The 19,397-nt window shown below is 66.4% G+C and carries 19 protein-coding genes; 8 read left to right on the forward strand and 11 right to left on the reverse strand.

The features are described from left to right. Positions 1 to 75 precede the first annotated feature (75 nt). Positions 76 to 1,395 carry an MFS transporter gene (locus ACYCAX_RS24200; protein ID WP_041712270.1) on the reverse strand — a complete coding sequence of 440 codons (1,320 nt, stop codon included), beginning with the start codon at positions 1,393 to 1,395 and terminating at the stop codon, positions 76 to 78. Positions 1,396 to 1,656: 261 nt separating this feature from the next. On the opposite strand from ACYCAX_RS24200, the gene ACYCAX_RS24205 reads away from it, so the two are divergent. Further along, the gene (locus ACYCAX_RS24205; RefSeq protein ID WP_015479588.1) at positions 1,657 to 2,061 is read left to right on the forward strand and encodes an acyl-CoA thioesterase; all 405 of its coding nucleotides are present in this window, start codon (positions 1,657 to 1,659) and stop codon (positions 2,059 to 2,061) included. 49 nt (positions 2,062 to 2,110) lie between these two features. Here the strand turns inward: ACYCAX_RS24205 and betA are convergent, their stop codons facing one another. From betA to betI, 3 genes are all read right to left on the reverse strand, one after another. Beyond that, positions 2,111 to 3,793, reverse strand: coding sequence for a choline dehydrogenase (gene betA / locus ACYCAX_RS24210; RefSeq protein WP_460249006.1), 1,683 nt, complete (start codon positions 3,791 to 3,793; stop codon positions 2,111 to 2,113). Positions 3,794 to 3,921: 128 nt separating this feature from the next. Next, positions 3,922 to 5,394 (reverse strand): betaine-aldehyde dehydrogenase, encoded by a 1,473-nt coding sequence (gene betB / locus ACYCAX_RS24215; RefSeq protein ID WP_460249007.1) that lies wholly within the window; start codon positions 5,392 to 5,394, stop codon positions 3,922 to 3,924. 53 nt (positions 5,395 to 5,447) lie between these two features. After that, entirely contained in the window at positions 5,448 to 6,041 is a 594-nt protein-coding gene (gene betI / locus ACYCAX_RS24220) for a transcriptional regulator BetI (RefSeq protein WP_294977423.1), read from the reverse strand. A 359-nt stretch (positions 6,042 to 6,400) separates the two neighbouring features. Here betI and ACYCAX_RS24225 point away from each other — a divergent pair, with 359 nt between their 5' ends. The 3 genes from ACYCAX_RS24225 (at position 6,401) to ACYCAX_RS24235 (ending at position 8,819) form a co-directional block, all read left to right on the forward strand. Further along, on the forward strand, positions 6,401 to 7,936 hold the full coding sequence (locus ACYCAX_RS24225) for a BCCT family transporter (protein ID WP_460249008.1): 1,536 nt from the start codon (positions 6,401 to 6,403) through the stop codon (positions 7,934 to 7,936). Positions 7,937 to 8,095: 159 nt separating this feature from the next. Beyond that, positions 8,096 to 8,656 carry an HdeD family acid-resistance protein gene (locus tag ACYCAX_RS24230; protein ID WP_015479593.1) on the forward strand — a complete coding sequence of 187 codons (561 nt, stop codon included), beginning with the start codon at positions 8,096 to 8,098 and terminating at the stop codon, positions 8,654 to 8,656. Continuing rightward, entirely contained in the window at positions 8,649 to 8,819 is a 171-nt protein-coding gene (locus ACYCAX_RS24235) for a hypothetical protein (RefSeq protein WP_015479594.1), read from the forward strand. The genes ACYCAX_RS24230 and ACYCAX_RS24235 overlap by 8 nt, the downstream gene beginning before the upstream one ends. A 1-nt stretch (position 8,820) precedes the next feature. On the opposite strand, the gene ACYCAX_RS24240 is transcribed toward ACYCAX_RS24235, so the two are convergent. Continuing rightward, positions 8,821 to 10,032, reverse strand: a complete 1,212-nt coding sequence (locus tag ACYCAX_RS24240) for a YeeE/YedE family protein (protein ID WP_460249009.1) — start codon at positions 10,030 to 10,032, stop codon at positions 8,821 to 8,823. A gap of 119 nt (positions 10,033 to 10,151) precedes the next feature. After that, positions 10,152 to 11,606, reverse strand: a complete 1,455-nt coding sequence (gene pdxR, locus ACYCAX_RS24245) for a MocR-like pyridoxine biosynthesis transcription factor PdxR (RefSeq protein ID WP_294977431.1) — start codon at positions 11,604 to 11,606, stop codon at positions 10,152 to 10,154. A 115-nt stretch (positions 11,607 to 11,721) separates the two neighbouring features. Between pdxR and ACYCAX_RS24250 the strand changes: the two genes are divergently transcribed. From ACYCAX_RS24250 to ACYCAX_RS24260, 3 genes are all read left to right on the forward strand, one after another. Then, positions 11,722 to 12,171 (forward strand): GNAT family N-acetyltransferase, encoded by a 450-nt coding sequence (locus ACYCAX_RS24250; protein WP_015479597.1) that lies wholly within the window; start codon positions 11,722 to 11,724, stop codon positions 12,169 to 12,171. Between the two features lie 13 nt (positions 12,172 to 12,184). Next, on the forward strand, positions 12,185 to 12,865 hold the full coding sequence (locus tag ACYCAX_RS24255; RefSeq protein ID WP_460249010.1) for a GNAT family N-acetyltransferase: 681 nt from the start codon (positions 12,185 to 12,187) through the stop codon (positions 12,863 to 12,865). Between the two features lie 73 nt (positions 12,866 to 12,938). Further along, positions 12,939 to 13,850, forward strand: a complete 912-nt coding sequence (locus ACYCAX_RS24260) for a D-hexose-6-phosphate mutarotase (RefSeq protein WP_460249011.1) — start codon at positions 12,939 to 12,941, stop codon at positions 13,848 to 13,850. 188 nt (positions 13,851 to 14,038) lie between these two features. Here the strand turns inward: ACYCAX_RS24260 and ACYCAX_RS24265 are convergent, their stop codons facing one another. The 4 genes from ACYCAX_RS24265 to purE all read right to left on the reverse strand — a co-directional run bounded on the left by ACYCAX_RS24265 (position 14,039) and on the right by purE (position 16,793). Next, positions 14,039 to 14,581 (reverse strand): DUF3299 domain-containing protein, encoded by a 543-nt coding sequence (locus ACYCAX_RS24265; RefSeq protein ID WP_015479600.1) that lies wholly within the window; start codon positions 14,579 to 14,581, stop codon positions 14,039 to 14,041. Positions 14,582 to 14,665: 84 nt separating this feature from the next. Then, positions 14,666 to 14,911, reverse strand: a complete 246-nt coding sequence (locus ACYCAX_RS24270; protein ID WP_015479601.1) for a GlsB/YeaQ/YmgE family stress response membrane protein — start codon at positions 14,909 to 14,911, stop codon at positions 14,666 to 14,668. A gap of 248 nt (positions 14,912 to 15,159) precedes the next feature. Next, positions 15,160 to 16,245 carry a 5-(carboxyamino)imidazole ribonucleotide synthase gene (locus ACYCAX_RS24275; RefSeq protein ID WP_460249012.1) on the reverse strand — a complete coding sequence of 362 codons (1,086 nt, stop codon included), beginning with the start codon at positions 16,243 to 16,245 and terminating at the stop codon, positions 15,160 to 15,162. A gap of 56 nt (positions 16,246 to 16,301) precedes the next feature. Next, entirely contained in the window at positions 16,302 to 16,793 is a 492-nt protein-coding gene (gene purE / locus ACYCAX_RS24280) for a 5-(carboxyamino)imidazole ribonucleotide mutase (RefSeq protein ID WP_015479603.1), read from the reverse strand. A gap of 323 nt (positions 16,794 to 17,116) precedes the next feature. Here purE and adhP point away from each other — a divergent pair, with 323 nt between their 5' ends. Next, a complete protein-coding gene (adhP, locus tag ACYCAX_RS24285) occupies positions 17,117 to 18,145 on the forward strand; it encodes an alcohol dehydrogenase AdhP (RefSeq protein WP_015479604.1) in 1,029 nt (342 codons plus the stop codon). A gap of 220 nt (positions 18,146 to 18,365) precedes the next feature. Here the strand turns inward: adhP and ACYCAX_RS24290 are convergent, their stop codons facing one another. Then, entirely contained in the window at positions 18,366 to 19,280 is a 915-nt protein-coding gene (locus tag ACYCAX_RS24290) for a LysR substrate-binding domain-containing protein (protein ID WP_015479605.1), read from the reverse strand. Between the last annotated feature and the right edge of the window lie 117 nt (positions 19,281 to 19,397).

The following is a 19,397-nucleotide window of genomic DNA, read 5'->3' on the forward strand; positions in this document are numbered from 1 at the left end:
TGGTGCGCATTATAGGGACTTGAAACGACCCGTCAACGACTTTTTCAAACTTTCTGCAAAAAACTGTCTGATCGATCAGTTTATGGCCATTCCCTGCCCTACCAACCTGCGCTCCTGGCGCAACAGGTAGGCACCCACCAGCAGGCCAACCACGCACAGCGCCACTACATAATAAGCCGGCCCCAGCGGGTCTTCCTTCATGAGAAGAGCAACCACCATGGGCGTCAGGCCACCGAAGATGGCGTAGGCCAGGTTGTAGGAGAAGGACAGGCCGGTGAAGCGCACCACCGGTGGGAAGGCATTCACCATGACATAGGGCACTGCGCCGATGACACCGACGCACAGGCCGGTCACCGCATATAGAGGGAATAGCCAGTCCGGATGCACCTTGAGGCTGGCATAGAAGGTCCAGGAGACGACGCCCAGCAGGATGCTGCCATATATAAAGGTGCGGCCTGCACCGAAACGATCCGCCAGGCGTCCGGCAAGAATGCAGCCGACGCTGAGGAAGACGATGGCCAGGCTATTGGCCCTCAAGGCGGTCGCCGCGTCGAAACCGTACACGGTCTGCAGTACCGATGGGGTCATCAGGATCACCACGACGATGGCGGCCGAGAGCACCCAGGTCAGCAGCATGGACAGCACCACCGCCGGTCGATGTTCGCGCACCACCACGCCCAGCGGGACGTCCTCGGCCAGTTGCTTGCGCAGTTGCAGCTCGGCGAATACCGGCGTCTCGTGCAGCCAGCGGCGCAGGTAGACGGAGAACAGGCCGAAGATGCCGCCCAGCAGGAAGGGAATCCGCCAGGCATAGCCCTGCACTTCCTCGGCGCTGTAAACGCTGTTGATCAGGGTTGCCACCAACGAACCGATGAGGATCCCGGCGGTCAGACCCGAGGTGAGTGTGCCGCAGGCATAGCCCACATGACGGTGCGGAACGTGCTCGGCGACGAAGACCCAGGCGCCCGGTACTTCACCGCCGATGGCGGCGCCCTGGATGACGCGCAGCAGCAACAGGGCCAGCGGCGCCCAGATGCCGATCTGCGCATAGGTGGGCAGCAGGCCCATGATCAGTGTGGGCACCGCCATCAGGAAGATGCTCAGGGTGAACATCTTCTTGCGGCCCAGCAGGTCGCCGAAGTGGGCCATGACCACCCCGCCCAGCGGCCGGGCCAGGTAACCGGCGGCGAACAGGCCGAAGGTCTGCAGCTGGCGCAGCCATTCGGGCATGTCGGCAGGGAAGAACAGCTTGCCGACCACGGTGGCGAAGAAGACGAAGATGATGAAGTCGTAGAATTCCAGGGCGCCACCCAGAGCAGACAGGGACAGGGTCTTGTAGTCGCTGCGGGTCAACGGACGTGACGCGGGCGCGGCAGGAGCGTTCACAGAAGGCATTGTGATTATTCTCGGCAGGCAAGGCAGATGACGGCGGCAGCGGGCCACCGGAGCCGAACCATAGCAAATTGCACGGAGACGACACAGGCATGCCCGGCCCGGTGCAAACTCGAAACCCTACGGTCGTCGTAGAGGTTCTTGCTCTATATAATGCAGCCAGGCCGATCAAAAGCTGTCCCAAGGCCTTGCGCCGACAGGTGTCTTGGGAGAGTTTTTCCACAACCTCACCATGAGAACGCCGGGGGCAAGAGGCCCTGAACTATGATCGAGCTCGAACAAGAAGATCCCATCCCGCAGGGTGACCTTGCCCTGCAGATTACGGCCCTGCCGCGCGAGACCAACGGCTTCGGCGACATCTTCGGTGGTTGGCTGGTAGCACAGATGGATCTCGCCGGTACCGCAATGGCCAGCCGCATCGCCGGCGGCCGCGTCGCTACCGTGGCGATTGACCGCATGGCCTTCCTGGTCCCGGTCGCCGTTGGCGCGCAGCTCTCCTTCTATACGCAATCGCTGGAAGTCGGCCGCAGTTCGATCCGCATGCTGGTCGAGGTCTGGAGCGACGATCCGCTGTCCAGCGAATGGCGCAAGGTCACCGAGGCGGTATTCGTCTTCGTCGCTATCGACGGCAGTGGCCGTACCCGCCCGGTTCCACCGCGTCGTGGTTGAAAACTGAAACGCCGGCTATTGCCGGCGTTTTCGTCTTTGCGCTTCGGAATCAGCGCAGTGATTTTCCGCGTACCGGAGCACCATTGGCCTTGTAGTAGTCGGCGGTGCTGCGGGGCAGCGCCTCGCGGCCACGGACCTTATCGGCGATCTTCTCGGCCATCATGATGGTGGTGGCGTTGAGGTTGCCGGTAATGATCAGCGGCATGATTGAGGCATCGACCACGCGCAGCCCCTGCATCCCGTGTACACGGCCTTCGCCATCGACCACCGCCATGTCGTCCTCGCCCATCTTGCAGGAGCAGGAGGGGTGGAAGGCGGTTTCCGCATGTTCACGCACGAAGGCATCCAGGTCGGCATCGCTGTGCTTGTCCAGGCCCGGGCTGAGCTCGCGGCCACGGAAGGGGTCGAGCGCCGGCTGGTTCATGATCTCGCGGGTGACGCGGATCGCATCGCGAAACTCCTGCCAGTCCTGTTCGGTGGACATGTAGTTGAACAGGATGCTCGGGTGCTTGCGCGGATCACGGGACGTCAGGTTGATGCGGCCGCGACTGGGCGAACGCATGGAGCCCACGTGGGCCTGGAAGCCATGCTCCTTCACCGCGTTGCTGCCGTTGTAGTTAATCGCCACCGGCAGGAAGTGGTACTGGATGTTCGGCCACTCGAACTCCGGCCGTGTGCGGATGAAGCCACCCGCCTCGAACTGGTTGCTCGCCCCCAGGCCGGTGCCGAGGAACATCCACTCGGCACCGATCTGCGGCTGGTTCCACCATTGCAGCGCCGGGTACAGCGAGACTGGCTGCTTGCAGGCGTACTGCAGGTACATCTCCAGGTGGTCCTGCAGGTTCTGGCCGACGCCGGGCAGGTCATGCACCACCTCGATACCCAGGTCGCGCAGCAGCGCGGATGGGCCGACGCCGGAGCGCTGCAGCAGTTGCGGAGAAGCGATGGCCCCCGAGCACACCAGCACTTCGCGACGGGCGCGGACTTCCTTCAGGGCGTTGTCATCGCCGTGCAGATAGGTCGCCCCGATGGCGCGCTTGCCGCTGAACAGGATGCGGTCGGTCAGGGCGTGGGTGACGATGGTCAGGTTCGGCCGCTCGCGGGCCTGGTCCAGGTAGCCGCGCGCGGTGCTGGCGCGACGGCCCTGCGGAGTGACGGTGCGGTCCATCGGACCGAAGCCTTCCTGCTGGTAGCCGTTGAGATCTTCGGTACGTGGATAACCGGCCTGCACGCCGGCGTCCACCATCGCATGGAACAACGGGTTGTTGCCGGCCTTGGGCGTGGTGACGCTCACCGGGCCGCTGCCGCCGTGGAAGTCGTTGGGACCGATGTCGCGGGTCTCGGCCTTGCGGAAGTACGGCAGGCAGTCGAGATAGGTCCAGTCTTCCAGGCCCTTGGCCTGCGCCCAGCCGTCGAAGTCCATGGCGTTGCCGCGGATGTAGCACATGCCGTTGATCAGCGAGGAGCCACCCAGGCCCTTGCCGCGACCGCACTCCATGCGGCGGTTGTTCATGTGCGGCTCGGGGTCGGTCACATAGGCCCAGTTGTAGCGGCGGCCCTGCAGCGGGTAGGCCAGCGCGGCCGGCATCTGGGTGCGGAAGTCGGCGCGGTAGTCCGGGCCGCCGGCTTCCAGCAGCAGGACGCTGACGTCGGCGTCCTCGGTCAGGCGAGTCGCCAATACGTTACCGGCAGAGCCGGCGCCAATGATGATGTAGTCGTATTCCTGGGACATGCAGGCCTTCCTCTTTTTCAGGCACGACACCGCCCGCGACGCGTGCGCGCCGGTGTCTGCGTATTCGGGATGGCCGGTGGTCAGGGAGTGGGGCCTGCGACCGGCCGTTCAGGGCTCGCTCGCGGCGGTCAGAACACCGAGGCGTAGTCGCCCAGCTCTACCTGCACGGATTTGATGCGAGTGTAGTGAGCCAGGGTGGTCAGACCGTTCTCACGACCGACACCCGATTGCTTGTACCCGCCAACCGGCATCTCGGCCGGCGACTCGCCCCAGGTGTTGATCCAGCAGATGCCCGCTTCCAGACGGTGGATCGCGCGGTGCGCGCGGGCCAGGTCCTGGGTGACGACGCCGGCGGCCAGGCCGTACTCGGTGTCGTTGGCGCGGCGGATGGCCTCGTCTTCGCTGTCGTAGACGAGGATGCTCATGACCGGCCCGAAGATTTCCTCGCGGACGATGGTCATGTCGTCGCGACAATCGGTGAACACGGTCGGCGCGACGTAGGCGCCCTTGCCGAACTCGCCCTGGGTGACGCGCTCGCCACCGCACAGCAGGCGGGCCTTCTGTTCCTTGCCGGACTCGATGTAGGAGAGAACGCTCTCCATGTGCGGGAAGCTGACCAGCGGACCGAAGTTGGTGCTTTCATCCTGCGGGCTGCCCAGGCGGATGCGCTTCACACGCTCCAGCACCTTGGCCTCGAAACGCGCCTGCAGGTTGCGCGGGATGAACACGCGGGTACCGTTGGTACACACCTGGCCGGAGCTGAAGAAGTTGGCCATCACGGCGATGTCGGCGGCGCGGTCGAGGTTGGCGTCCTCGAAGATGATCAACGGCGACTTGCCGCCCAGCTCCATCGTGACCTCCTTGAGCGAGGAGCTCGAGGCGCTGGCCATGACCTTCTTGCCGGTGGAGGTGCCGCCGGTGAAGGAAATCTTCTCGATCAGCGGATGCTCGGTCAGCCACTGGCCGACTTCGCGGCCGCTGCCGGTAAGCACATTGAACACGCCATCGGGCAGGCCGGCCTCGGTGTAGATCTCGGCGAGTTTCAGCGCGGTCAGCGGGGTGACCTCGCTGGGCTTGAAGATCATCGCGTTGCCGGCAGCCAGGGCCGGGGCGGATTTCCACAGGGCGATCTGGATCGGGTAGTTCCAGGCGCCGATGCCGGCGACCACGCCCAGCGGTTCGCGGCGGGTGTAGACGAAACTGGTCTCGCGCAGCGGGATCTGTTCGCCCTCGATGGCGGGCACCAGGCCGGCGTAGTACTCGAGCACGTCGGCGCCGGTGACGATGTCGACGAAGCGGGTCTCGGCCAGCGGCTTGCCGGTGTCGAGGGTTTCCAGCTCGGCGAGCTCGTCATTGCGCTCGCGGAGGATGTCCACGGCGCGACGCAGGATGCGCGAGCGCTGCATGGCGGTCATCGCCGACCAGACTTTCTGCCCTTCCACCGCCGCCTGCACGGCGCGCTCGACGTCGTCTTTCGACGCGCGCTGCACCTGGGCGAGGACTTCCCCATTGGCCGGATTGATGGTCTCGAAGGTGGCGCCGCTGGTGGCTTCCACGTAGCGACCGCCAATGTAGAGCTTCTGTACTTCGAATCGAGCCATGAGGTAGGTGTCCTCTCTTATAAGGTGTCAGTGCGCAAGGCTGGCGCGGCGGGCTATCCCGTCTGTTTCGCCAGTTGTTGGTCGAGGTAGTCGTAAGCGATGGCCAGCGCCTGCCGGGTGTCGAAGGCATCGCCCGAGAGCGCGCCCCGCAGCCACAGTCCATCGATCAGTGCAGCCAGTCCACGGGCCGCCGAGCGCGCCTGGGTGATCGGCAATACCCGGCGAAACTCGCAGCACAGGTTCGAATACAACCGGTGGTCGTTGATCCGCTGCAGGCGGCGCAACGACGGCTGGTGCATGCTGGCTGCCCAGAACGCCAGCCAGGTTTTCATCGCCGGCCCGTTGACCTGGCTCGCATCGAAGTTGCCTTCGATGATCGCGCGCAGGTGCGAACGCGGTTCGTCAGTCTTCAAGGCCTTGCGGCGTTCGCCGACGGCCTTGCTCAACGCCAGCATCAGGTGGCGCATGGTCGCTTCCAGGAGACCGTTCTTGTCCTGGAAGTAGTGGCTGATGATGCCGTTGGAAACCCCCGCCAGGCGGGCGATCAGGGCAATGCTGGCGTCACTCATGCCCACCTGGTCCACCGCTTCGAGCGTGGCGTGGATCAGTTGGGAGCGGCGAATCGGCTGCATACCGACCTTGGGCATTTCGTATCTCCTCTTCGCCTGGACGTACCTGTACCGTCCGGCGACTTCTTGGGCCAGTCTATTTTGTTTTTATTGAACGTTCAATCAACTAAGAATAAGCTGCGCCTCGTGAATCGCTCCGAGCCTTGCGTGCATGCGGGCCCGCGCCGTTCATCACCGCGCCGCTTTCCGACCCCCAAGGATCGCAGAATCCGGGCCGGAAGTGTCGCGGCGGCAATGCTGTGTCTGTGGTCAGCGGCCCGTCGCCGTGCCTTACGCACCGTCGCCGGCCGCCATGCGTTCACTGTCATGGGGTCATCCTCCAAATGAGTACTGCTTCGCCAATAAAAACAAACGAGCAGGTACGTCTGAATCCGATCGTGTTCTACGGTTCCACCGCGCTGATCCTGGTTCTGACCGCCGCCCTCATTCTCTTCCCCGACAGCGCCGGCGCGCTCCTGGGCCGCACGCAGGCCTGGCTGTCGCACAGCTTTGGCTGGTATTACATGCTGGTCATCGGTGCCTATCTGTTCTTCGTCATCTGGGTCGCGTTCTCGCGCTACGGCCAGCTGAAACTCGGCGCCGACCACGAGAAGCCGGACTTCAGCTACGGCGCCTGGGCCGGCATGCTGTTTTCTTCCGGCATCGGCATCTCGCTGCTGTACTTCGCCGCCTCCGAGCCCATCGACCACCTCTACCATCCACCGGAAGGCGCCGCCGGCAGCCCGCAGGCGGCCCGCCAGGCGCTGCAGCTGACCTTCCTGCACTGGGGCGTGCACGGCTGGGCGATCTACGCGCTGGTCGGCCTCGCCGTCGGCTACTTCGCCTACCGTCACCGCCAGCCGCTGGCCCTGCGTTCGGCGCTGCTGCCGATTCTCGGCGAGCGTTGGGTCAAGGGCGGCGCCGGCCATGCGGTGGACTGCTTCGGCATCTTCGTCACCCTGTTGGGCCTGGTGACCAACCTGGGTATCGGCGCGCTGCAGGTGTCCTCGGGCATCGAATACCTGACCGGCATGGAGCACTCGAAAACCACCCTGCTGATCGTGCTGCTGGTAATGAGCCTGGTGGCCACCCTGGCCGCGGTCTCGGGTATCGAGAAAGGCATCCGCCGGCTGTCCAACCTGAACATCGTGCTGTTCAGCTCGCTGCTGCTGTTCGTACTGGTCTGCGGCTCCACCCTGGAGTTGCTCAACGGCTTCGTGCAGAACCTGGGCGACTACCTCAACGGGCTGGTACTCAAGACCTTCGACCTCTACGTCTACACCGGCGGCGGCGCCGGCAAGAACGAGGAGTGGCTGGGCCTGTGGACCCTGTTCTACTGGGCCTGGTGGATTTCCTGGGCGCCCTTCGTCGGTATGTTCATCGCCCGCATTTCCCGGGGCCGCACCGTGCGCGAACTGGTCATGGGCGTACTGTTGATCCCGCTGGGCTTCACCCTCGCCTGGCTCTCGGTGTTCGGCAACAGCGCGATGGACCTGGTGATGAACCACGGCGCCGTCGACCTGGGCAAGGCCGCGCTGGAGCAGCCGTCGATGTCGATCTACCTGCTGCTGGAACACTACCCCTTCGCCAAGATCGTGATCGGTGTGTCGATCTTCGTCGGCTTCGTGCTCTTCCTCACCCCGGCCGACTCCGGTTCGGTGATGCTGGCCAACCTGTCGCGCCAGGGCGGCGACCTCGACGAAGACGCCCCGCACTGGCTGCGCATCCTCTGGTCCGTGGTGATCACCCTGGTGACCATCGGCCTGCTGTTCGCCGGCAACTTCACCGCCATGCAAACGGTGGTGGTGCTGGCCGGCCTGCCGTTCTCGGCGGTGCTGATCCTGTTCATGTTCGGCCTCTACAAGGCCATGAAGGCGGACTACGAGGCACTGCACGGCCGCGCCACGCCGCCGGCACTGGCGCCAACCACCTGATCTCCCCAGCGGCGCCCCCGAGCGCTGCTCGCCTGCCTCGGCAGGCCCTTTCGCCCGGCCGCGTGCCGGGCTTTTCTTTTCCGATCGTTGATCTGGACCGCTCAAGCGCAAGCCCTGGCGAGCGACTATGGTTTCAGCGACACCTCTCGGGAGACGGACATGAGCGACAACCCCCTCTGGCAAGCCCTCGGCCAGCACTGGAAATGGATTGCCCTGCGCGGCGTGGCCGCAGTGGTCTTCGGCGTGCTGGCCATCGCCTGGCCGACCATCGCCCTGGCCGTGCTGGTCCTGGTCTGGGGCGCCTACGCCTTCGTCGACGGCGTGTTCACCCTGCTCGCCGCCGCGCGCATGCGTGAGTCAGGCCGGCCGATCTGGCCACTGATACTGGTCGGCCTGCTGGGCGTCGGCGCGGGGCTGGTGGCGTTCTTCTGGCCGGCACTGACGGCGCTGGGCCTGCTCATGCTGATTGCCGCCTGGGCGCTGGTCACCGGCGTGCTGCAGATCGTCGCGGCGATCCGCCTGCGCAAGGCATTGGCCAATGAATGGTGGCTGGGACTCTCCGGCGCGCTGTCGGTGCTGTTCGGGGTGATGATGATCGCCAACCCCGGCGCCGGGGCGGTCGCGGTGGCCTGGGTGATCGGCGCCTACGCGGTGTTCTTCGGCGTGATGCTGGTACTGCTCGCCCTGCGCCTGCGCAAGACCTCGACCTTCAATGCCTGATGAGCCGGACTGGTGCCTGCTGCGCCTGGACGACAACGGCAACCGCTTCGTCATGCGCCGCCAACTGACCCGCGCCGAGGCCGAAGCCCTGGCGCGGGACTACCAGGCGCGCGGGCACAAGCAGACCTACTGGGCGGAGCGCGAGACGCCCCGCCGCGACTGACTCAGCAGCCGGTCAGGCGCTCTTCCACGCGTTCGGCGGGGAAAAAGATCGGCCGCAGGCGCACGCCCACGGCATTGCCGAAGAACGCCGCCACCAGCCACAGCCAACCGTGCAGGCTGCCGGAGGCGATGCCGCTGAAGTACGCGCCGATGTTGCAGCCATAGGCCAGGCGCGCGCCGTAGCCGAGCAGCAGACCGCCGATCACCGCCGCGATCAGCGAGCGCGCCGGAATCTTCAGGCTCGGTGCGAAGCGCCCGGCAAGGCCGGCGGCCAGCAATGCGCCGATCATGATGCCGAAGTCCATCACGCTGGTGACGTCCTGCCATACCGGCGCGGCGAGCGCCTTGGCGTTGGCCTCGGCCTGCCAGAAAGCCCAGTCGTGCACGGAGAGGCCGAGGGTTTCCGCCGCCTTTGCGCCCCACAGGGCGAAGGCCGAGGTGACACCCCAGGGGCGTCCGGCCAGCGCCAGGGTGGCGAAGTTCAGCAAGGCCAGCGCCACCGCACCCCAGACCAGCGGCCAGGGCCCACGCAGGAAGCGACCCGCCCCGTGTGCACCATTGCTGGCGATCAGCTCCAGCACACCGTGGCGGCGCCGCTCCAGCACCACGCTGACAGTGGCGATGGCGGCGAACAGCGCAAGGCTCAGCGCCAGCGCCGGGAACAGGCCGAGCGACTGCACGATGGAAATCGGCGGCAGCGACGGCAGGGCGAACCACCAGCCGATATGGTGGGTGGCGACCACCGAGCCGACGATGAAGAACAGCAAGGTCACCAGCATCCGCGCATTGCCGCCACCCACGGTGAACAACGTGCCGGAGGCGCAGCCGCCACCGAGCTGCATGCCGATGCCGAAAATGAAGGCGCCGACGATCACCGAAGTCCCGGCCGGCGAGACCAGCCCCTTCACCGGCTCGCCGAACAGCGTGCCGGCAGCCAGCACCGGGAAGAACAGCAGCACCGCCAGCGCCAGCATCACCATCTGCGCGCGCAGGCCGGCGCCGCGGCGCTCGCGGATGAACACGCGCCAGGCGGACGTGAAGCCGAAGGCCGCATGGTAGAGCGTCAGCCCCAATGCACCGCCGACCAGGAACAGCAGGGCCTGGCGACCGCTGACCGCCTGCGCGAGGAACAGCGCCCCCACCAGCAGCAACAGGAAGGCGATCCGGAGTGAGCCGGACTTGCGCTCGGGAACGGTGGACAGGACTAGGCTCATGACGACTCCAGGCGGTGTTTTCGAAGGGGCAGCATTTTAGGGAGCGTAGTGCCCATCGCCAACTTCGTAAGTAGGCTAAGGAAATAGCCGGGGGTTACAAGGCGCCGGGGGGCCTGCACTCAGGCCCAGACCTTGCGCAGTACCCGCAGCGCTTCGGCGATCCGCGTTTCGGGTACGGCCGCGAAGCCCAGTACCAACCCGGCGCGTTGATCTTCCGGCTCGGTGGATTCCGGCAACCAGTAGTCGCTCAGCGCATTCACCTCCACCCCCACGGCCGCCGCGCGCTGCACCAGCTCGCCTTCGCGCTCGCGGCTGTCGACCCGCACGCACAGGTGCAGACCCGCCTCCACCGTCGGCATCGGCGCACAGCCGGCGACCGCCGGCCAGCCACGCAACAGGGCGTCGCGGCGGCTTCGAGCAGCCCGGCGCATGCGGCGGACGTGACGCTGGAAATGCCCCTCGGCGATGAAGTCGGCCATCACCCGCTGGGTGCCGACTTCCGAGTGCCGTACATCCAGCGCGCGACGGCGCGCGAAGGCCTGCGCCAACGCTGGCGGCACCACGAGGTAACCCAGGCGCAGCGCCGGGAAGGCGATCTTGCAGAAGGTGCCGACGTAGAGCACCCGATCATGGCGGTCCAGCGCGGCCAGCGGCATCAGCGGCGTCCCGCTGTAGCGGTACTCGCCGTCGTAGTCATCCTCGACGATCCAGCCGCCGCTGCGCTCGGCCCACTCCAGCAGCGCCAGGCGCCGCGCCAGGGACAGCGTCACCCCAGTGGGGTATTGGTGCGATGGGGTGACGTAGACCAGCCGGCAGTCCGACAACCCCTCCAACTGCGCCGTGCACAGGCCCTCGGCATCCACCGGCACGCCATGCAGGCGCGCCCCCGCCGTGGCGAAGGCATGACCGGCAGCCCGGTAGCCGGGGTTCTCGATGGCCGCACCGTCGCCCGCCGCCAGCAGCACCTGGGCGCACAACGCGATGCCCTGCTGGGCGCCGCTGGTGATGATGACCTGCCCGGCGTCGCAGTGCAGGCCGCGGGTGCTGCGCAGGTAGGCGGCGACCAGTTCGCGCAGGCGCTGTTCACCGGCCGGATCGCCATAGCCCAGGCAATCCAGCGGCGGATCGCGCCAGAAGCGCGCCTGCAACCGCGCCCAGATATCGAAGGGGAACAGGTCGAAGGCCGGCACGCCGACGCGGAAGGCGCGCGGCGCGCCAGTGGGGGGCAGCGGCAGGTGATGCCTGGCCAGGCGCTCCAGTGACGGCGCATCCGGGCTGCGTGCCTCGCTGCGCACGGCACCCACCGAGGGCTGAACCCGTTCGGCCACGTACGTGCCATCGCCGGTACGCCCCTCGATGTAACCCTCGGCATACAGCTGCTCGTAGGCACGCACCACGGTATTGCGCGACACGCCCAACGCCGCCGCCAGGTCGCGACTGGCCGGCAGGCGCGAGCGTGCCGCCAGGCGACCGTCGAGAATGCGCTCGCGCAGCGCCTGGAACAGTTGTACACCCAGCGGCAACGCGGGATCGAGGCAAATACCGGAAGGGTTGAAAGGCAGCGGAACGCTCATGGAGGACTTCCAGGACAGCGGCAATGGTTCCTTTGATTTCACCATGAATGGCTCTTTAGCAGAACCAATTCCCAGCCTAGGCTAGAACCATTCCAACCCACGCAAGGCCGTCACCATGTCTTCCGCCATCGAGATCCGCCCGATCACCGCCGACGACCACGCCGCCTGGCTGCCGCTCTGGCAGGGCTACCAGCGCTTCTACAAAACAACCATCCTTGATGCCACCAGCGCCGTCACCTGGCAGCGCTTCCTCGATGCCTCCGAGCCCATGCACGCGGCCCTCGCCTGGCGCGATGGAGTGGCCATCGGCATGGTGCACTTCATCTACCACCGTTCCTGCTGGACCCAGGGCGACTACGTCTACCTGCAGGACCTGTACGTCGCCGAAGGCCAGCGCGGCGACGGCATCGGCGCGGCGCTGATCGAGCACGTCTACGCCGACGCCCGCGCCAATGGCGCTTCACGGGTGCACTGGCTGACCCACGAGAGCAACACCGACGCCATGTTCCTCTACGACCGGATCGCCGATCGCTCCGGCTTCGTCCAGTACCGCAAGATCCTCTGACCCGGAGCGCCCCATGACCGAGCCGCACCCCCTGAACTGGCGCCCGCTCGCCAGCCCCGAACGCCGCGCCCTGCCCGGCCGCTACGTGAACCTGGCGCCCCTGGACCCGGCCACCCACGGCGACGACCTGTGGCAGGCGCTGCAAGGCCCCGACGCCGACCCGCTGTTGTGGGACTACCTGGCCTACGGCCCGTTCAGCGAACGGGCGAGCTTCGACGACTGGCTCGCCGGCAACGCCGCCAGCGCCGACCCGATGTTCTTCGCCGTGATCGACCGCGCCAGCGGCCACGCCGTCGGCCTGCTCAGCTTCCTGCGCATCACTCCCAGGGACGGCGTGATCGAGATCGGCCACATCGCCTTCGCTCGCGTCATGCAGCGCACGCCGGCCTCCACCGAGGCGGTCTACCTGCTCGCCCGGCTGGCCTTCGAGCTGGGCTACCGGCGCCTGGAATGGAAGTGCAACGCGCTCAACGCCCGCTCGATGCGCGCCGCACAACGCCTGGGTTTCACCTTCGAGGGCACCTTCCGCCAGCACATGGTGGTGAAGGACCGCAACCGCGACACCGCCTGGTTCGCCATCCTCGACAGCGAGTGGCCGCGTTGCCAGCACGCCTTCGATGCCTGGCTGGACGGGTCCAACTTCGACGCCGAGGGGCGGCAGCGAACGCACCTGGCGGCGCTGCGTCAGCGCTGATCTTTTCATTCTCCGGGAACTGCCCGGCGTGCGGAGGATCGGTGATACTGACTTTTTCCGACCGGAGATCATCATGAGCAGCGATATCCAGACTCCCCGCGTCGAACAGGTGCGGGTCGATGAACTGCCCTGCTGGCGCATCCACACGGCCCACGGGGAAGCCCTGATCGCCCAGCAGGGTGCGCAGCTGCTGAGCTACCAGCCCCATGAACAGCCGCCGCTGGTATGGCTGAGCGAAACCGCCGAGTTTCGCCACGGCCAGTCCCTGCGCGGCGGTGTGCCGGTGTGCTGGCCCTGGTTCGGCAGCCTGGAGCGCAACCCGGTGGATGTCCGTACCGCCTTCACCGGCGACAGCGCTCCGGCCCACGGCCTGGTACGCGCGGTGGACTGGCAACTGGATGACATCGCCGACGAGCAGGGTGAGCTGGCCGTGCACTTCAGCGTCGACGCGCGCCACGGCCTGCCCGGCTGGCCGCACGCGGCGCGCCTGGAACTGGTGATGCGCCTCGGCGAACGCCTGACGCTGGAACTGACCACCCACAACCTCGGCGACAAGCCGCTGCCGGTCAGCCAGGCGCTGCACACCTACTTCGCGGTGAGCAACAGCCGCGAGATCGGCATCGACGGCCTGCAGGGCTGCCGCTACATCGAGACCCTGGAAAACTGGGAAGAGCGCCAGCAGCACGGCCTGGTGCGCATCACCGGGGAAACCGACCGCATCTACCTGGATGTGGAGAAACCCCTGGTGATCCGCGACCCGCTCTGGGAACGAGGCATTCACATCCAGGCCAGCGGCTCGCGCTCGGCGGTGGTGTGGAACCCCTGGATCGACAAGGCCGCGCGCCTGTCGCAGTTCCCCGACGATGCCTGGGAGAACATGCTCTGCATCGAGACCGCGCGGGTCTGGGACGACGTGATGAGCGTCGCGCCGGGGCGCAGCGAGACGATGAAGGTGGAAATCTGGAGCGAGCCGCTGAAAGGCTGAGGCTTGCTCTGCGTAGGAGCGGACTTTGTCCGCGATCCACCGGCAAGGCCGGCGCCGGATCAGGTTCGCGAGCAAGCTCGCTCCTACGAAAAGCGCGCCGGCGCAAACCTGTAGGAGCGAGCTTGCTCGCGAACCACGTCGGCAGCATTCCAATCGCGGACAGGGTCCGTTCCTGCGAAAACTGGCGGCTACAGATCGCTCTCTTCCACCGGCCGCACCTTGGCGTCGTCGATGGCATAGGCGGCGTCGGCCATGTCGTTGCTGACCGTTTCGACCTTCAGCGTGCCGCTGACCCAGAGGGGGTTGTAGATGTCCTCGATCTGGATGCCCTTGGGATAGCGCACCAGCACGATCTGGTTCGGCGGCGGTGGCGGAACATGGATGCAGGCGCCCGGATAAGGCACCAGGAAGAACGCGGTGACGCGGCCCTTGGCGTCGTTCTCCAGCGGCACCGGGTAGCCGCCCAGCCGCAGCGCCTTGCCGTTCAGAGCGGCGACAGTCTTCGTGGAATACATCACCTGCGGCAACTTCTTGTCGGCCTGCTTCAGGCCCCCCTTGTTGGTGAAGGTGCCGTTGGCCTCGGGGCCAGCATGGGTGATTTCCGGCATGTCTTCCAGCGCCTGGCGGTCGCTCGGCGGCATCAGGGACAGCCAATCGGTTTCGGGAAGTTCGGCGGCGGATGCCAGGGACGTCAGCAGCACCAGGCTGCAGGCAAGCAATGTATGGCGCATCGTGGACTCGAAAGGCCCGCTCGGGCACAGGCAGGAATTTCTCCAGCGCCCTCTCCCGTCATGGGAGAGGGGCGGAAATCACCGTCAATTCTTCTTGATCAGACCGTAAATGACCAGCAGGACGATGGCGCCGATCACTGCGCCGATGAAGCCCGCCGCCTGGCCCACGGCATAGATGCCCAGCGCCTGGCCGCCGTAGGTGGCCAACAGCGAGCCGCCGATGCCGAGCAGGATGGTCATGATCCAGCCCATGCTGTCGTCGCCCGGTTTGATGAAGCGCGCGATGAGTCCGACGATCAAGCCGATGACGATGGTTCCGATTAAGCCCATGACAGTCCCTCCTTGTGGGTTTGAGCGCGGTGGGTGCGCGCTGTCATGGGACAGTGTAGAAAACGCCGGCGTTCCGTGTTCCAGCCACTGGCCAGAGCGATCGGCGGCGCCGCACACCTTCTACCATCGGAGTTCTCCTGAAAATAAGGGCGAAGGTGTAAACCTTATTCAGGACGGGACAGCGGACAGAAAAAAGCCGCGTCGAAACTCGACGCGGCTTTTCCTGGAACGCGGCGTGCGGCGGGGCGTCAGCCGTTGGAGATCAGCGCCTCGACCTCGGCGATGCGCACCTTCAGGGTCGGCAGGTCGGCACTGCGCAGGGTGACGTGGCCGACCTTGCGCCCGGCCTTGAAGGCCTTGCCGTAGTGGTGCAGGTGGCAGTCGGCGATGTTCAGCACGTCGGCCACCGGCGGCACTTCGCCGATGAAGTTGAGCATGGCGCTCTCGCCCACTTTCGCGGTCGAGCCCAGCGGCAGGCCGGCGATGGCCCGCACATGGTTCTCGAACTGGCTGCACTCGGAACCTTCGATGGTCCAGTGGCCAGAGTTGTGCACGCGCGGGGCGATCTCGTTGGCCTTCAGGCCGCCGTCGACCTCGAAGAACTCGAAGGCCATGACGCCGACGTATTCCAGCTTGTCCAGCACGCGGCCGACATAGTCCTCGGCCAGCGCCTGCAGCGGGTGCTCGGTGCTGGCCACGGAGAGGCGCAGGATGCCGTTCTCGTGGGTGTTGTGCACCAGCGGGTAGAAACGGGTTTCGCCGTCGCGGGCGCGTACCGCCACCAGCGAGACTTCGCCGGTGAAGGGCACGAAGCCTTCGAGGATGCAGGGCACGCTGCCCAGTTCGGCGAAGGCGCCGGTGACGTCCTCGGCCTTGCGCAGGACCTTCTGGCCCTTGCCGTCGTAGCCCAGGGTGCGGGTCTTCATCACCGCCGGCAGGCCGATGCTGGCCACCGCGGCGTCGAGGTCGGCCTGGGACTGCACGTCGGCGAAGGCCGGGGTCGGGATCCCCAGGTCCTTGAACATGGACTTCTCGAACCAGCGGTCGCGGGCGATGCGCAGCGACTCGGCGTTCGGGTAGACCGGCACGAACTGCGAGAGAAAGGCCACGGTCTCGGCCGGCACGCTCTCGAACTCGAAGGTCACCAGGTCGACTTCATCGGCCAGCTGGCGCAGGTGGTCCTGGTCGCTGTAATCGGCACGGATATGCTCGCCGAGCGCTTGCGCGCAGGCGTCCGGCGCCGGATCGAGGAAGGCGAAGTTCATGCCCAGCGGAGTACCCGCCAGGGACAACATGCGGCCGAGCTGACCGCCACCGATGACACCGATTTTCATGGTTCGAGCCTGTGCTTGCTGACACTGTTCGGGGGCGCCGCGCGGGCGCCCATTGCTCACGCGTCGCGCGGGTCCGGATTGTCCAGGACCGATTCGGTCTGGGTGGTACGGAACTGCTTCAGCGCTTCGTGGTACTTCGGGTACTTGCCGCCCAGGATGCTGGCGGCCAGCAACGCTGCGTTGGTGGCGCCGGCCTTGCCGATGGCCAGGGTCGCGACCGGGACGCCCGCGGGCATCTGCACGATGGACAGCAGCGAATCGACGCCCGAGAGCATGGAGGACTGCACCGGCACGCCGAGCACCGGCAGGTGGGTCTTGGCGGCGCACATGCCCGGCAGGTGGGCGGCACCGCCGGCGCCGGCGATGATCACTTCGATGCCGCGACCGTCGGCCTCTTCGGCGTACTGGAAGAGCAGGTCCGGGGTGCGGTGGGCGGAAACCACCTTCACTTCATACGGAATGCCCAGCTTGTCCAGCATGTCCGCGGTGTGGCTCAGGGTGCTCCAGTCGGATTTGGAGCCCATGATCACGCCAACCAGTGCGCTCATCGTCGTGCCTCTCTCAAGTGCGCTCTTGGGCGCGTCAGAAACCAACAAGCCACGCTCGTGAAAGGCGTGGCTTGTACGTGGCCAAACCGGCGGGCAGTGCCGGCTTGAAGGCGGCGCAGTATACCGCAAAGGGCGCGGCGGAGTGCACTGGGCATGACCATTGGTCCCGATTTCGTCATTCCCCGATTGAATCGCCCTGCAGCGACTTCGGAAAAGCTTGCCTCAACTCAAGATGACCTAGTCTCAGAGGCTCAGACTCTTCCGATACATCCCTGCCCGGATGGGGCAGGCACCTCACCCTTCAAGGAGCGAGCGCAATGTCCATGACCCTGCCCACGACCATGAAAGCCGCCGTCGTCCACGCCTTTGGCGAGCCGCTGCGGATCGAGGAAGTCAAAGTCCCGCTGCCCGGCCCCGGGCAGATCCTGGTGAAGATCGAGGCCTCCGGCGTCTGCCACACCGACCTGCACGCCGCCGAAGGCGACTGGCCGGTAAAGCCGAGCCTGCCGTTCATTCCCGGCCATGAAGGCGTCGGTTTCGTCGCCGCGGTCGGCGCCGGCGTCACCCGCGTGAAGGAAGGCGACCGCGTCGGCGTGCCCTGGCTGTATACCGCCTGCGGTTGCTGCGAGCACTGCCTGACCGGCTGGGAAACTCTCTGCGAGAGCCAGCAGAACACCGGCTACTCGGTGAACGGCGGCTACGCCGAATACGTGCTGGCGGACCCGAACTACGTCGGCATCCTGCCCAGGGACGTCGGCTTCCTCGAGATCGCGCCGATCCTCTGCGCGGGCGTCACCGTCTACAAGGGCCTGAAGGAAACCGGCGCGCGCCCCGGCCAGTGGGTGGCGATCTCCGGCATCGGCGGCCTCGGCCACGTCGCCGTGCAATACGCCAAGGCCATGGGCCTGCATGTGGTGGCGGTGGACGTGGACGACGCCAAGCTGGAACTGGCCAGGCGCCTGGGCGCCAGCCTGACCGTCAACGCGAAGACGGAAGACCCGGTCGAGGTAGTCCAGCGCGATATCGGCGGCGCCCACGGCGTGCTGGTCACGGCGGTGTCCAACAGCGCCTTCGGCCAGGGCATCGGCATGGCTCGCCGGGGCGGCAGCGTGTCGCTGGTCGGCCTGCCGCCGGGCGACTTCCCCACGCCGATCTTCGACGTGGTGCTCAAGGGCCTGCACATCACCGGCTCCATCGTCGGCACCCGCGCCGACCTGCAGGAAGCCCTGGACTTCGCCGGCGAAGGCCTGGTGAAGGCCACCGTCGCCTCCGGCAAGCTGGATGACATCAACGCCATCCTCGACCGTATGCGCGCCGGGCAGATCGAAGGGCGGATCGTCGTCGAGATGTAGGACTCAGGCGCTGGGCTCCCGCGTTCGCGGGAGTGACGGGCGAGGTGTTTTGCCGGGGGCTTTGGAGCGGGGCATTACTTCGCGCCCTCTCCCTTCAGGGAGAGGGCGCTCTTCAGGCCAAGCACCGAAGCCACCAGAAAACACGGTTCGCGAGCAAGCTCGCTCCTACAGTTCAGCACACCACCGCAACGCAACCCCCGAACGGCCAAACCTCCCCGCCTCAGGCGGTCTCCCCCAGCCCCAGCCCGCCCTCCAGCTTGCGCCACAGCAGGCGGATCTGCGCCTTGCGCACCAGGGCACAGCGGTACAGGCGGATTTCCTGCGGGACGATCCAGTGCGGGCCGCCGCACAGCGCCAGCTCGCCGCGCGCCAGCTCCGCCTCCATGCTCAGCCGTGGCACCCAGGCCACGCCCATGCCCTGCAGCGCCATGCTCTTCAGGCTGTCGGCCATAGCCGTTTCATAGACGGTGGTGTAGCGCAGGTTGCGCTGGCGCAGCAGCAGGTTCACCCCGCGACCGAGGAAGGCGCCGGCGCTGTAGGCCAGCAGCGGCACGCTCTGGCCGCTGTCGAGGTCGTAGAGCGGCACGCCGGCGGAGTTCACCGCGCACACCGGCAGCATCTCGGTGCGGCCCAGGTGCAGCGAGGGGAAGACTTCCGGGTCCATCTGCAACGCGGCGTCCGGGTCATAGAAAGCCAGCATCAGGTCGCAGCCGCCTTCGCGCAGCAGGTGCACCGCCTCACCGACGTTGGTCGCCACCAGGCGGCTGGCGATGTTCAGCCCTTCCGAACGCAGGCGGGCGATCCACGCCGGGAAGAAGCCCAGCGCCAGCGAGTGCGCGGCGGCGAACTGCAACACCTCGCCCTGCCCGCCCTCCAGATGGTGCAGGTGACGCACCACCTGGCCGAGCTGCTCGACCACCGCCCGGGCGGTGACCAGGAACAGTTGCCCCGCCTCGGTCAGCTCGATGGGCGTGCGCTGGCGGTTCACCAGCGTCAGCCCGAGGGCGTCCTCCAGGCTGCGAATGCGCCGGCTGAAGGCCGGCTGGGTGACGAAGCGTTTCTCCGCCGCCTGGGAAAAGCTGCGGGTGGCGGCCAGGGTGCTGAAGTCTTCCAGCCATTTGGTTTCGAGGTTCACGTCAACTCCAACGCATTCTCACAAGGTCAGGAGCCGGGCGTGCGTAGCACAGTCACACGCTCGCCGTCATCCATTCGTCACAGGGTACATTATGCCGTTTGTGCATGAGACAGCTTT

Source organism: Pseudomonas sp. MT3 (assembly GCF_054720805.1).